14 protein-coding genes and 1 pseudogene are annotated in these 13,733 nt (G+C 49.1%); 10 read left to right on the top strand and 5 right to left on the bottom strand.

What is annotated here, in order from left to right:
• Positions 1-361 precede the first annotated feature (361 nt).
• Positions 362-1,295 (top strand): annotated as a pseudogene (gene rbsK / locus KDD30_RS22280) (ribokinase).
• Between the two features lie 15 nt (positions 1,296-1,310).
• The gene (locus KDD30_RS22275; RefSeq protein ID WP_211650768.1) at positions 1,311-2,318 is read left to right on the top strand and encodes a substrate-binding domain-containing protein; all 1,008 of its coding nucleotides are present in this window, start codon (positions 1,311-1,313) and stop codon (positions 2,316-2,318) included.
• A 60-nt stretch (positions 2,319-2,378) separates the two neighbouring features.
• On the opposite strand, the gene KDD30_RS22270 is transcribed toward KDD30_RS22275, so the two are convergent.
• Together KDD30_RS22270 and KDD30_RS22265 are read right to left on the bottom strand one after the other, a co-directional pair.
• Positions 2,379-2,642, bottom strand: coding sequence for a hypothetical protein (locus KDD30_RS22270; RefSeq protein WP_211650767.1), 264 nt, complete (start codon positions 2,640-2,642; stop codon positions 2,379-2,381).
• Positions 2,643-2,879: 237 nt separating this feature from the next.
• Positions 2,880-3,359, bottom strand: coding sequence for an Lrp/AsnC family transcriptional regulator (locus tag KDD30_RS22265; protein WP_211650766.1), 480 nt, complete (start codon positions 3,357-3,359; stop codon positions 2,880-2,882).
• Positions 3,360-3,559: 200 nt separating this feature from the next.
• Here KDD30_RS22265 and KDD30_RS22260 point away from each other — a divergent pair, with 200 nt between their 5' ends.
• Genes KDD30_RS22260 through KDD30_RS22225 form a run of 8 tightly spaced genes read left to right on the top strand, consistent with a single transcriptional unit; the run spans position 3,560 to position 9,618 of the window.
• Positions 3,560-3,934, top strand: a complete 375-nt coding sequence (locus KDD30_RS22260; protein WP_211650765.1) for a Dabb family protein — start codon at positions 3,560-3,562, stop codon at positions 3,932-3,934.
• Positions 3,935-3,936: 2 nt separating this feature from the next.
• Positions 3,937-4,359: a DUF2000 domain-containing protein gene (locus tag KDD30_RS22255; RefSeq protein WP_211650764.1), complete on the top strand. Its 423-nt coding sequence runs from the start codon at positions 3,937-3,939 to the stop codon at positions 4,357-4,359.
• 43 nt (positions 4,360-4,402) lie between these two features.
• Positions 4,403-5,812 (top strand): phenylacetate--CoA ligase family protein, encoded by a 1,410-nt coding sequence (locus KDD30_RS22250; RefSeq protein ID WP_211650763.1) that lies wholly within the window; start codon positions 4,403-4,405, stop codon positions 5,810-5,812.
• Positions 5,812-6,783, top strand: a complete 972-nt coding sequence (locus KDD30_RS22245) for a branched-chain amino acid transaminase (RefSeq protein ID WP_211650762.1) — start codon at positions 5,812-5,814, stop codon at positions 6,781-6,783. Before KDD30_RS22250 ends, KDD30_RS22245 begins: the two co-directional genes overlap by 1 nt.
• A gap of 20 nt (positions 6,784-6,803) precedes the next feature.
• The gene (locus KDD30_RS22240) at positions 6,804-7,421 is read left to right on the top strand and encodes a hypothetical protein (protein WP_211651935.1); all 618 of its coding nucleotides are present in this window, start codon (positions 6,804-6,806) and stop codon (positions 7,419-7,421) included.
• Positions 7,414-7,953, top strand: a complete 540-nt coding sequence (locus tag KDD30_RS22235; RefSeq protein WP_211650761.1) for a carboxymuconolactone decarboxylase family protein — start codon at positions 7,414-7,416, stop codon at positions 7,951-7,953. Before KDD30_RS22240 ends, KDD30_RS22235 begins: the two co-directional genes overlap by 8 nt.
• Before the next feature lie 18 nt (positions 7,954-7,971).
• Positions 7,972-8,961: an ornithine cyclodeaminase family protein gene (locus tag KDD30_RS22230; RefSeq protein ID WP_211650760.1), complete on the top strand. Its 990-nt coding sequence runs from the start codon at positions 7,972-7,974 to the stop codon at positions 8,959-8,961.
• 30 nt (positions 8,962-8,991) lie between these two features.
• Complete coding sequence (locus KDD30_RS22225; RefSeq protein WP_120512301.1) at positions 8,992-9,618, top strand: LysE family translocator; 627 nt, start codon at positions 8,992-8,994, stop codon at positions 9,616-9,618.
• A gap of 148 nt (positions 9,619-9,766) precedes the next feature.
• On the opposite strand, the gene KDD30_RS22220 is transcribed toward KDD30_RS22225, so the two are convergent.
• The 3 genes from KDD30_RS22220 to KDD30_RS22210 all read right to left on the bottom strand — a co-directional run bounded on the left by KDD30_RS22220 (position 9,767) and on the right by KDD30_RS22210 (position 13,543).
• Positions 9,767-11,107, bottom strand: coding sequence for a TldD/PmbA family protein (locus KDD30_RS22220; RefSeq protein ID WP_211650759.1), 1,341 nt, complete (start codon positions 11,105-11,107; stop codon positions 9,767-9,769).
• Positions 11,107-12,489 carry a TldD/PmbA family protein gene (locus KDD30_RS22215; RefSeq protein WP_211650758.1) on the bottom strand — a complete coding sequence of 461 codons (1,383 nt, stop codon included), beginning with the start codon at positions 12,487-12,489 and terminating at the stop codon, positions 11,107-11,109. The genes KDD30_RS22220 and KDD30_RS22215 overlap by 1 nt, the downstream gene beginning before the upstream one ends.
• 64 nt (positions 12,490-12,553) lie before the next feature.
• The gene (locus tag KDD30_RS22210; RefSeq protein ID WP_211650757.1) at positions 12,554-13,543 is read right to left on the bottom strand and encodes a GTP-binding protein; all 990 of its coding nucleotides are present in this window, start codon (positions 13,541-13,543) and stop codon (positions 12,554-12,556) included.
• Positions 13,544-13,733: the final 190 nt, after the last annotated feature.

Here is a 13,733-nt window from a genome sequence, read left to right as displayed (position 1 = left end):
CCCCTCCTAGCCTCCCCCTTGAAAAGGGGGAGGGACAGTACAGCGTTTGTTGCAAGTACTGAGTATTCCCTCCCCTTGGCAAGGGAGGGTCAGGGTGGGGTTCGTGAAGCGCGCGCAGATTTGGCAGGTGTGCCTTGTAACCCCCACCTAGCCTTCCCCTTGAAAAGGGGGAGGAACAGTCCGAGTTTGTTGCAAGCACTGAATATTCCCTCCCCTTGGCAAGGGGAGGGCGAGGGTGGGGTTCGTAAAGCGTGCACAGATTTGGCAGGTGTGTCTTGTAATCCCCTCCTAGCCTCCCCCTTGAAAAGGGGGAGGGACAATACAAGAGTTTTAGTGGATGAATATTGGCCAGGATAACGTGATGAATAAATTAGTGGTTTTAGGCAGTGTGAATGCGGACGCATGTTCTGCGTGTGCCCGCATTTCCCCGCCCGGGCGAAACCCTGCATGGTCGTGACTATCAGGTCATTCCCGGTGGCAAAGGCGCCAATCAGGCGGTTGCGGCAGCACGGCTGAATGCGGATATCGGCTTTATTGCCTGTGTCGGCGATGATGCATTCGGCATTCATATCCGGGAAAGCTTCAAGCACGATGGTATCAATATCTCAGGTGTGAAAATGCAGCCCAACTGCCCGACCGGCATCGCCATGATTCAGGTGTCGGACAGTGGTGAAAATACAATTTGCCTCTTTGCGGAAGCGAATGATTATCTGACGGCTGAGCGGATCGAACCGGATCTGGCGCGGATTCGTGAAGCCCGGTTTCTGCTGATGCAACTGGAGACACCGCTGGACGGGATCGAAAAAGCGGCACAGGTTGCGAAAGCACACGAGACCAACGTGATTCTCAATCCGGCGCCGGCGCGTGCATTGCCGGACAGCTTGCTGTCGTGCATCGATGTGATTACGCCGAATGAAACTGAAGCTGAAGTGCTGACAGGGATTCCGGTCACAGACAATGCGTCTGCTCAGCTTGCGGCGGACGAATTGCACCGCAAGGGCATCGAAATTGTGCTAATTACGCTTGGTGCGAAAGGCGTCTGGCTGAGTCAGAATGGCCGGGGCCAGCTGATTCCCGGTTACACAGTGGATGCGGTGGATACTACGGCGGCAGGTGATACCTTTAACGGCGCGTTGGTGACTGGTTTACTGGAAGAAATGTCTTTAGAATCAGCCATTCGTTTTGCACACGCTGCTGCCGCGATTTCTGTGACGCGTTTTGGTGCGCAGACATCGATTCCAACGCATGCAGAGGTGGATGCTTTTCTGGCGGAGCGTTTTGCGGTCGTCGATTAAATACAGGAACATGACATGGCCACGATGAAAGATATTGCGAGACTGGCAGGGGTGTCGACTTCTACCGTGAGCCATGTGATCAACAAATCCCGCTTTGTCAGTGAGGAAATTGCAGCGCGGGTGAACCGGGCAGCGAAAGAGCTGAACTATGCCCCGTCCGCACTGGCCCGCAGCCTCAAAGTCAATCGCACCCAAACCATCGGCATGTTGGTGACGACCTCAACCAACCCATTCTTCGGTGAAGTGGTCAAAGGGGTGGAACGCAGCTGTTATCAGAAAGGGTACAACCTGATCCTCTGTAACACCGAAGGGGACAGTGAGCGCATGAAGGCTTCTATCGATACACTGCTGCAAAAGCGGGTTGATGGACTCCTGTTAATGTGTTCGACACTGGAAGGTGAGCAGATAGACGTTTTTGAGCGCTATCCGGATATTCCTGTGGTGGTGATGGACTGGGGACCAATGTCCTTTGTCAGTGATAAAATTCAGGACAACTCTTACCAGGGCGGTTACCTGGCCGCCCGCTATCTGATTGATTGCGGACACCAGGAGATCGGCTGTATTACCGGACCATTGATAAAACATCAGGCGCAGATCCGTTATGAAGGTTTTAAGCATGCGCTGAGTGAAGCCGGACTGGTGGTTCAGCATGATTGGATTGTGGAGTCTGATTTTGAATGTGAAGGCGGTTACCATGCTTTCAACAAGATTTTTGCCAGTGGTTCATTGCCCAGTGTTATTTTTGCGTGTAACGATATGATGGCGATGGGGGTCATTAATGCCGCGAATGAAAAAGGGATTCGGATCCCGGAGGATCTCTCCCTCATCGGGTACGATGATATCCATATCGCAAAATTTATGACCCCATCCCTGACCACCATTCATCAGCCGAAATACCGCTTAGGGCAGGCGGCTGTCGAGACTTTGCTCAAACGCATCAATAAAGAGATCACCGAGCCACAAGTAGTACAGTTGGAACCGACACTGGTGGTACGAAAAAGTGTACGGCGCGTCGGAAACTGACGGCATCTGCAATATGCTCAGGATGAATCAGGCTGAATGATAATATCAGCCCGATGATATTTACGATTTTGTTGCTGTGTGTTTTTGTGCCTGATAGTGGCGCGGCAGTGACAGAATCTCTTGGATAAAGATCAGATAAAACACTGGCATCATTAGGAGCATGACAAAGACATAGCTGCACTGAAAGCGAAATGGCATCGGTCGTTTTTTACCCTGATCGAAGAGGGTTAAACCGGAGACAAAAAAGAAACCGATGGCATATAGTGTTGCCGCCATGCCAAGGACCAGATAAGCCGAAAAGAACAGAGAGAGCAAGATTTCCATTTATCACCCCATTTCAGTGGATTATTTTGATTAAATTTCAATTTACCAGAGCGTTATTGGAAACTTTATAGAAAATAAAGAACAATGAACGAGAAACACTGAGAACAATGAATGATATGCAACTTGATTTCTATTTGGTTCAGATGTTTTTGCGGCTCACTTCAAAAATTCCTCTGTTGTTCCCGTCTATTGAGCGAAAAAAGAGGCCAGAAACGAAAACCGACAGGTCAACTGCGTCTATCCTTTTGCTTTTTTTGAATTTTTAATTGGAAATGCGGTGAACGGCTTAATCTCTTTCAGCACAAACATACTCTGCATTTCTTTAATGCCAGGTAAGCGCCGTATGGTTGACATCGCGAAATCGGCATAGGAATCGAGATCGCGGGAAACAACCTGAATCAGAAAGTCGGCATCACCGCCTATGCTGTAACAGGCAACAACGTCTTCAAGTGCTGTCACTTCTTCCTCAAACTTTCTGGCTTCCGATTCGCTGTGACTGTCAATGGCCACCCGAACGAATACCATCACGCCCAGGCCAATCTTCCTCCGGTCCAGAACAGCCCTGTATCCCTGAATAATGTCATCGTCTTCCAGCTTACGGACTTTACGCCAGCAGGGGGAAGACGACAGACCGATTTTATCTGCCAGCGACTGATTGGTGATACGTGCATCATCTTGCAAAAGAGTCAGGATCTTAATATCTATCTGATTCAGCATTGAGTTGGTCAATTTCTTTCTAAAATGGTTGGCTTTAAGAAAGACTCTACCTTTTTCAGCCTTAAATTCAAGCAATATAGGTAACAATTTTCATAGGGGATGATGCATACTATTTCACACTGTGCGAATGAATAATTATCAATGACATTGCCAGAAGGTGATGAATATTGGCATTACACAAATAACGAGCTAGGAAAACTATGATTTTACATATCGTTACGTTCAACTTCAGAAGCCCGTGGTCATGGGCATCGATAGAAGCTATAGAAGCAGAGCAGGCAACCAGAAACCATCCAGCCCATATTCCACAAATTCGGGCCTGGGTTTGCGGCAGAAACATTTCTAACCGTTCCATTGCAGCGGATTTTGTGGTTATCGGGCTTTTTGATAATCAGGAAACGCTGGCGGAGTATATTCAACATCCTGATCATCAAATTGGTGTGGCGAAGTGGAAAGCACTTGCGGACTGGCATGTTGTCGACATTGACTTAACGAGCAGTTACTCACTTGCTATCGGCGATTTTGAATTGTTGAAATCAATGTTTCTTGAAAAATCTGACTTAATTGAGGCCTGAAGATGGAATTTGATGCAAGCAAACATAAATGCACGATTGTTATTGATAATGACTTACCAACTGGTCTTGCGGTCAATGCGGCCAGTGTGATTGGGATTAGCTTTGGAAAAAACATAAAAAACCTAGTTGGTCCGGATATGAAAAGTATTAATGATTTCTCTTACCCGGGCGTCATTTATACTCCGTTGCCAATTTTGAAAGCCAGAGGTTATTACCTGCATGAGTTGCATCAGATTGGTGAAAAGGATGAGGATATTTATGTCATGCCGTTCAGTTCCTTAGCTCAATCCTGTAAAACGTATGATGAATATGGTGAGAGAATTTCAAGTGTAAATAGTGAAAACATAGAATTGGTTGCTATTGGTTTGATTGGCCCACGAAAGAAAATTCAGAAACTGACTGGAAACCTGTCACTCTTTACATAATGGAATGATTTCCTTTTTCCCTCAATATTAATGAGAAGCCGATATGTACGCGATTTTTAAAGATGATTTAATGAATCAAGCCCGGGATGTGTTTCAGCTTCATCAGCGGTTTGAAAATAATGATCTTTCAGCTGAACAATTAAATGCGCAGCAGCTTTCTCAACTGAAGCATGTACTAGGCTATGTAACCAATTATTCCCCTTTTTATAAAAAGCACCTTTCCGGGCTGACGGAAACGGATATTCATCAGATGGCGCTTGAAGCCATCCAGCGGTTACCCTTTACGACGAAGCAGGATCTTCGTGAACAAGGCGCAGCTATGGCTTCGGCACCGCTGTATCGAAGCTGGGTTTATTATGAAACCACCGGGACGACAGGTTCTCCGACGCCATGCCCGAGAAATGAAATTGATTCAATTCATAACAACACCCCCTTAATTATCCGTTACAAAGAGATTTTCCGGCAGCATGGCGAGCATCATATTGTGGGTGTGATGGGGCCGACAGAGCTTCACTCAACCGGAGATACCTTTGAAGATGTTATGCGAAGTCTTGGCCACAGTGTGGTGAAAATGTGGCCTCGTTCACCGGTTGTTGGTATGGAAAGAGTGATGAAGCTGATCAGTGAACTTCAACTGACGGCATTAGTCTGTACACCGGCAGTTGCTATAAATCTGGCCAGATATATGAGAGATGCAGGTATTTCTCCTGCAGACACCAGTGTTCGCCTGATTTTGACTTTAGGTGAATTAACTACGCCTGCCTTGTTGCGAAATATCGGTGAAGTCTGGGGTGCAAAGATTTATAACTGTATGTATGCCTCGCAGGAATCTTCAATTCTGGCTGTCTGTAATCAAGAAAGTGAGCTCTGCACGGTACCTCTTAATAACTTTTATGAAGTGATTCATCCGGAAACTGACAAACCGATACCACTTACCGGAACCTCTGTGATCGGTGAGTTAGTCATCACAAATCTGTATCAGGGTCAAAAGCCACTTATCCGCTATCGTACCGGAGATATGGTACGGGCAATACCTCAGCCAAATGGTGCTTTAAAAATCATTCCGATTGGCCGGGTAAGAGATGTGTTGCTGTTAGATGGCATTCAATATTGTGCCTGGGATATTGAATCAGCCTTGTTGGATCAGCTTTCAGGCTGTCTGGACTATGCAATCAGGATTACCCGTGAAGACGGGAAAGATATGCTTCATGTCACAGTGGAACTGCTGGATGATGCAGTGCAGGCTTCGACAATACTCAATCCAGTCCGCCGGCATATGCAGGAAAAACTGAACGGGGTGCAGATTCAGATAGAGATTGGCAAAACCAGTGCACTTACAGGTACGTCAGCCATGGTGAGCTGGAAAGCTGCCAGATTGCATGACCTGAGGCCGGATGGTGACAACGATGATCGGAATGCGGCTCTGGCGTTGCTCAACCGGGGATTCGAATAATGACAGCTCAGTTGGAACAAGAAACAGTTTCTGCGCATCATCAATGGGTCTGGATGGATGGAAACATGGTTTCTGCTGAAGAGGCTTCCATATCAGTCACGACGCAGGCTTTCAATTATGGGACAGCTGTTTTTGAAGGTATCAGGGCGTACCGTGACAACCGCAGCGGACAACTGAATGTTTTCAGGTTGGGCGATCATGTTGAGCGGCTTTTGAATTCAGCCCGGTTACTGATGATTCATGATTTGCCGTCCCGGCAGGCGATAGAAAACAGCATTCTTGAACTTCTGGTGAAGAATGAGGCAAATCAGGATTGTTATATACGTCCGGTTGCATTTAAGAAAAACTTGCTACCGAAGATGGGGTTTGGAGTGAAACTTTCAGGTATAAGTACCGGGTTTTCAGTAAACAGCCTGAATATGCCTTCCCGGCAATCGGTTCAGGGAATTTCCTGCTCCGTTTCGGCGTGGCGGCGGGTGCCGGATACAGCGATGCCTGTTCGCGCAAAGATTACTGGCAGCTATGTGAATTCGGCATTAGCGATGGAGGCCGCAATGAATGGGGGGCATGATGATGCCATCATGTTAAATATTCATGGGTGTGTCTCGGAAGCGACAACATCGAATATTTTTATGGTAAAAAATGAACGGTTGATTACACCGCCGCTGCATGCTCATATTCTGGATGGCATCACCCGGAATACAGTGATTCAACTGGCTGGTACTTATTTAAATTGTGACATTGAAGAGCGGGATATTTTACCTTCTGAGTTGTACGCTGCGGATGAATGTTTTCTCACTGGTACAGGAAGGGAAATAACGCCCGTGAGAAAAATTGATCAGTACGAATTGAACAGTGACCAGGAATGCAGCTTAACCTTAAAACTGAAATCACTTTATATGAAGGCGGTCAGAGGTGAGATGAATGATGTTGGTCATTGGCTTACAGCGGTAGGCTCTCGTGATATTTAATATTCTATATAGATAAGGTAATAAATATGCATTTCTTAGATATTTCTCTGAATAATGCGGTCAATTTCCCTATCTTTACACTTGGTCCGAAGGGGACGAGTAGTGAATATGCCTCTCACCATTTTAGTAACTGGATGAAAAGCCGTTATTCGGAAAGCGACCACTCGATCTTTTTAAAGAACACATATGAGGAAGCAAGAGATAACCTTCATAAAGAAGATGGTTTGCTGATTGTTGCGAATGCTTATTCGCAAGTAAACGACTTTTATATGGATCCAAAACTGACATTATTAGGCTCATTTCTTTTTGATACGCCTATGTATGGTCTGGCGACAAAGAACACAGTAGCTGACCGCCCTTTGGTGGTGGCCTCACATCCGGCACCTATCCCTTTAATCAGAGAGCTACTGCCGGAAGGAATGAAAATCGAGAGGGTTGTCGAAATGAAATCGACCAGTGCGGCTGCAGCGGCAGTTGTCGAAGGTCAGGTGGACTTAGCATTGACAACTGAGGTTGCAGCCGGGCTACATCAACTTAAATTTATCTCCCGGGTTCGGCCTATTCATATGTTGTGGTCAGTATTCAGTTCAACACAACCGAAAGCGCTGGAACAAATTAAAGAGGTGTCAAATGATTGAATTAGAAATGCATACGGTTCAGAGCGCACCAGAGGACAGTCGAAAATTATTGCAAAGCTCTATTGATAATTTTGGCTGGATTCCAAATCAGAGTGCTTATATGGCAGAGTCTCCGGCACTTCTTTCATCTTATCAATATGCGCATGAGCGATTTTCAGACTGTTCACTTTCTGATGAAGAAAAAGCTGTGGTCTGGATAACAACAGGGTTGCTGAATCAGTGCCGTTATACCGTTCAGGCGCATCGTTGGATTGCCTTGAAGCAAGGTGTTTCTGTTGACACATTAACTCAGTTGGAAACGAATCCTGATTCTTTGCCGGAAAAGCTGCGGGCTATTCACCGTTTTACTCAAGTAGTGGCGAAGGCTCAGGGTATCATCCCGCAGTCGGCAGCAATGGATTTTCTGCGGGCAGGTTATACCAAACAGAACATGTTGGATATCATTTTAGGTGTATCTCAGAAAACGATGTCTACGCTGTTGAACAGCCTGGCCGGGTCACAGATCGAACCGGAATTTATGAACGTGTCCTGACAGACAAGGAGTACTGAGATGCAATTTTTTGATCGGGCGTCAGTTGAAAGTGCATTACCTTTATCTTTATGTCTGGAGTTATGCGGGACGGCTTTTGCGTTACAAAGTGCGGGGCAGGTGCAGCAATCGCTTCGTGATCTCATTCGTTCAGATGACGGCCGGATCATGGGTAATATGCCTGCGTTTATCTCAGAAGGCCGATACGAAGGTTTTGGTGTGAAATCCGTTCTGGTGGATTTCACACGTGCGTCGGACCGGCAGTCACATGAAGGTTGTGTGTTGCTTTATGATTCGAAAGTTAATCACGGCATGGTAAGTGTGGATGCAGGAATCATCACTGAACTTCGGACGGCTGCCGCTTCAGCTTGGGCAACTCACTTGCTGGCTCCGGAATCAGCCAGCAAGCTGGCGATTTTAGGGACTGGTGTACAGGCCAGACGTCATTTGCAAGCCATGCTGAATATCCGGCCGATTCAAGAAGTCACAGTCTGGAGCCGGGCTCATGAACATGCGGAGCAGTTTGCCAAGTGGTGTCGGCAAGAGACCGGTATATTGGTCCGTGTTGCAGCCACGCCTGCACAGGCTGTTCAGAATGCTGAGATTGTGTGCACTGTGACAGCTTCCAGAGCACCTATTCTATATCCGCATATGTTGCCTGAATGCTGTCACATCAATGCTGTGGGGGCCTCTGCACTCGGGTTTCAGGAGTTGAGTCCGGATATGTATGCCGTCACCGATTGGTTTCTTGATGGCCGTGATGCGGCGTGGAACGCATCTCAATGCCTGAGAGAAGCCAGAGAAAAAGGCGTAATTGCATTGGACCAGGCAGGTAAAGAAATTGGTGAAATTCATGTTGATGGTGGCTGGAAATCATCTCATCAGAGAACGCTGTTTAAATCGGTGGGACTTGCGGTGCTTGATTTGGTTTTTGCCCGAGAGGTAGTGCACCGACATCGTGAATTAAATCAGCCAGAAAGGCGCGATATGCAGAGATCTGAAACTGCATAAACACAAGAAATTGATTATAAAGGGTATTTTATGTTAGAGACAACGCAAATCCTGGCATACATGTCAGCGCTGATGCTGGCGGCAGCGATCCCTGGCCCCGGCATGACAGCCTTGGTAGCGCACAGCGTACGTGGCGGTGCGGTGACCGGATTTACCATGCTCAGCGGGTTAATTCTGGGGGATTTAATTTACCTGTCTTTTGCCGTGTTTGGCCTTGCTGTTGTTGCCCATAGTTACGGCGGGTTGTTCACTGCAGTCAGTTGGTGTGCCTCTCTCTATCTAGCGTGGTTATCCTGGCAATTCTGGAATCACAATCCGGAAGCCATCAATATAGATAAACAGACGAACAAGCGGGAATTGACGGCAGCCTGGCTATCCGGCTTAACGATTACTCTGGGTAACCCGAAAACCATCGCTTTCTACCTGGCCATTCTGCCGCTGGTTATCACGTTGGACACGGTGTCTTTCCAAACCTGGGGGCTGCTTTTAGTGCCGCTGACTGTATTGGTTCTTGTCTTTGTCGGCGCGGTATTTATTGTTGGTGCGCTGAAAATCCGGCGTTTTCTCGCCAGCTCTCAGGCACAGACCTGGCTGTTTAAGGGGGCGGGAGTCATTATGTTTTTGGCCGCTGTCAGTATGGCGGCACGCATGGTCTGAAGCGCAGCCCTTGTTCGCGCATAAAGAATGACCCCATCAATCTGATGAGGTCATTCTGATAAGGCGACTGTTTCTGGCTTGTCAAACGCTCACTGTCTTCGCTGAAAGGGATGAAGCCGGAGTATGCAGGTGGTGTTTGCCAGCCTGATTATTTACCCGCAATACTCAATCCGCTGAAACGAATTTTGGGTGCGAAGAAATCGCGCTCGTAGTCATTTTCAAGCTGATTTCCGACCGCATCAATCGCTTTGATCATCTGATAGAAATTACCGGCGACCGTAATGCCGCGAACGGGCTGGATGCGCTGTCCATCCCGGCACAGGAATCCGCTGGCCCCGAATGAGAAATCACCACTGATCGCATCTGCACCGGAATGGACGCCTTGCAGCTCGACCAGCTCCAGATACTCGCCAGCAGTCACTTCAGCATCTGAACTCTGACCTGCTGCAATCACCAGATGGCGGGAAGAGACACCCAGTCCGCCTTTCGCAGAGCGCGAGGCATTTGCGGTATTGGCAATGTTGAAGTAGCTGGCGGTGTGGCTGTTGTGTAGCAGGCTTTGCAACTGACCTTCACCAATCAGAATCGTATCCTGAGTGGCAAAACCTTCGCTGTCGAATGCCTTGATGGCGGATCCGCCTGACACATAAGCCATATCGCTGACGGTCAGCAGCGGGCTGGCAACGGATTGATGCAGCGAATCCCGCCACGGGTTGATGCCTTTCATCGCCGACTGGCCGGACAGACACATGCCAAACGCACCGAACAGGCTGCTGAGTTCGCTCAGGTTGAAAATCACCGCGTACTTGCCGGTATTCACCGGTCCGCCGTCGAGCAGCGCCATCGCGGTTTCAACACCGTGATTGATGCAGTATTGCGGATCCAACTCGGCGAAACGGCGTCCGGAAGACATACCACCATGCATCGCCTGCTTGCCCTCCTGATCAATCAGCGCGTAAGCATAGCAATAAGTGGAACGTTCCTTGTGTACGCACAGACTGCCCTGAGTATTGGCCAGCATGCTCAGGCTGTCGGATTCCCCGAAGCCATTGTAAGGCACACTTTTCGCGCCTTTATCCAGCGCACCCTGTTCTAAAGACAGCGCCAGAGCGATTTTGGCTTCAATGGTCGTGTCATCGGCCTGATACACTTCAGGCTGCTCGGTACGCAACTGGCTGTTTGCTGCCTGAATCCGCTGATGCGTATCAGCTTTGGTGAATTGTGCGCTTTGCAGTGCTTGCTCCACCATGAGTTTCAGACTGTCTGCCTGAAGGGATTCCGAATAACTGGTCGCGACTTTGTCGTCTTTGACAACGCGTACACCGATGACCTGGCCTGAAGTGACCTTGTATTCGTCCAGTTCGCCCTGGTTGGCTTTGAGTGACAGGTTATGGTTGCTGCTGGCCAGCACATCGGCTTCTGCGCCTGCTGCGCTGGCCAGTTCCAGGACCTGTTCCATTGCAAGTTGCAGGGTGTGTTGATCGGCCATTAGTTACCTCCCACCAGAATGTTATCCACTTTCAGCGCTGGCTGACCCACAGTCGTTGGCACAGAGCCACTCACCGAGCCGCACATGCCAGCTGCCAGTGCAAAGTCTTTGCCGACCATGCTGATTTCTTTCAGGACTTTTGGTCCGGTACTGATCAGGGTGGCTGATTTCAGCGGGCGGGTAATTTTACCGTTTTCAATCAGATACGCTTCCTGCACAGCAAAGTTGAACTCACCGGTGCCGGGCTGAACAGAACCGCCGCCCATTTTCTTGGCGAAGATACCTTTGTCGACACTGGCGATCATTTCATCGAGGCTGCTGTCACCGGCTTCAATGAAGGTGTTTCGCATCCGCGAAGTGGGCGCATACTTATAAGATTCGCGACGACCGGAGCCCGTGGGTGCAAAGCCGGTTTTCTTCGCGCCCATTTGATCGACCATAAAGCTGGTGAGTCTGCCGTCTTTGATCAACTGGGTGCGCTGGGTTTCCATGCCTTCATCGTCAATGTTGATGGAGCCCCATTCGTTCGCCATGGTGCCATCGTCGACCGCACTCACAACCGGGTTGGCAATCATCTCGCCCATCTGGTCGTGGAAGACGGATGCCTTTTTGGCAACCGAAGTTGTTTCCAGTAAGTGGCCGCAGGCTTCGTGGAAAATCACACCACCAAAACCATTGCCGATAATTACGGGCATTTCGCCGGACGGACAGTTATCTGCAGTGAGTTTTACCATGGCCTGCCGGGCAACTTGCTGACCCAGCGCGGACGGGTTAATTCGCGTGTTGAATTCCCAGCCAGTCAGTGCGCCCGGCGCTTCAAAGCCGGTTGACTGTTCACTGCCATTTTGTGCCACAGCCGTCGCGGCAATGCGGGTGTAATGACGGGTATCGCCGATGTGCAGGCCATTGGAGTTAAAAATTTCGACCTGTTGCTGACGCTGCAAAATTCGGCCGATGAACTGAGCAATTTTCTCGTTCTCAGCACGTGCAGCCTGATCGGTGGCACGCAGAAAAGCAATTTTCGCTTCCAGATTGGCATCCAGAGACAGCGGCTGGCGGACCGGATGGCGATCATTCTGGCGGGTCAGATTCAGTGCCGTCGCCTGCGCAATCTGGTCGCGGCTGTCTTTGGCGGCCAGCAGACTGGTGACGCGTTTGAGTTCTTCTTCTTCCGTGCTGTTGGTGTAACCGTACAGCACCTTGTGGCCAAAGAATAAGCGGATGCCGATACCAAAATCGATCCCGCCGTTAATTTTGTCGACGTCGCCGGCATTGAATTCAACAGAACCGGACTGATGGTGTTCCACAAACAGCTCGGCAAAATCTGCGCCGAGAAACAGCGCATGGTCGATAACGGCTTTCGCCGTGGATGGGTTTAGCATAATTGCTCCTTGCGAAAATTCAGGTGGCAAGTGTTCCCAAAACATTGATAAATCATAGTCGTTGTCAGGCCGTTTGGGCTAACGAAAGCAGGATGCCTTCCAGTTCGTCCCACGGCAGAAGGTCTTTGTCGATCACTTCGACCCGGGATTCGAATCCTTCCAGCGTCAGTTCATTGACGGAGACGACCCGGTTGACCACGTTAAACGCAAAACAGCCGCGTTCAGTGTTGACCACAGCTTTGACCCGTTGTGCATTCAGGTTGGAGAAGAGGGTAAACAGCTGCGAAAAATCGAACTTGAGATCCGTCGAAAAAAACCAGCCACAGCTGTGATAGCCCTGACCATGGTTTTCCTTGCGGATGAAGGTTTCACCCGGTGCCAGCTCCAGGCCAGGCAGTGGTGCCGCGTCGTCCGAATGATGATGGTGGTGGCTGTGAGCCGCCTTACGTTCAATGCGGGGTTCATTCAGTAAGGCCAGATCCAGTTGGCCCTGTTCTACCTGTGCAATCTTTTGTTTGGCAGGATCGCACGCGTCGGCGTATTGCTCAAACATCAGCAAATCGTAATCAGAACAGGCATCAATTTTGTTTGCGACCAGCACATCAGCCAGCGCGATTTGATCCTGAAAGTTCTGGTTGTCGGTATACAGGCTGTCGGAAAACTGTCGCGGATCAACCAGCGTAATGGTTGCTTTCAGGTCAATATAGGCCGCGTAGCTGCCTGAGGTCAGTTTATGGATGATTTCTTTCGGATGGCCCAGCCCGGTTGGTTCCAGTAACAGGCGATCCGGCTTCTGGGCGAGCAGGGCATTGATCCCCACAGACATGGGCAATCCGGCGACACAGCACATACAGCCGCCCGGTACTTCTTTGACGATGGCACCTTGCTGATCCAGCATCGCGCCATCAACGCCAACGTTACCGAATTCGTTGATCAGAATGGCCCATTTTTCATCGGCAGGTTTGCGCGCCAGCAGCGACAGAATCGCGGTTGTTTTGCCGGCACCCAGAAAGCCGGTGATGATATTGGTTGGGATAGGTTTGCTGATGGTCATGAAGAATCCGTCTTAGCATAAAACTTCGTTGCTGCTCATCATACTGCATGGCAGGCCGTGAATTGAAGGAAACTGTGCGGGTTTCTGATACCTTGAGTCATTCCTGTTTGCTGAAGGGAGCAAAAATTACAGTTCGCTCAGTGCGTTTGTATGCCAGCGATATCGGGTGAAATCCTTTTGCTACCTTTGG

Origin of the sequence: Photobacterium sp. GJ3, assembly GCF_018199995.1 — a bacterium.
In the GTDB taxonomy this organism is placed as follows: Bacteria; Pseudomonadota; Gammaproteobacteria; order Enterobacterales; family Vibrionaceae; genus Photobacterium.
This window is presented reverse-complemented; position numbering and strand designations above follow the sequence as displayed.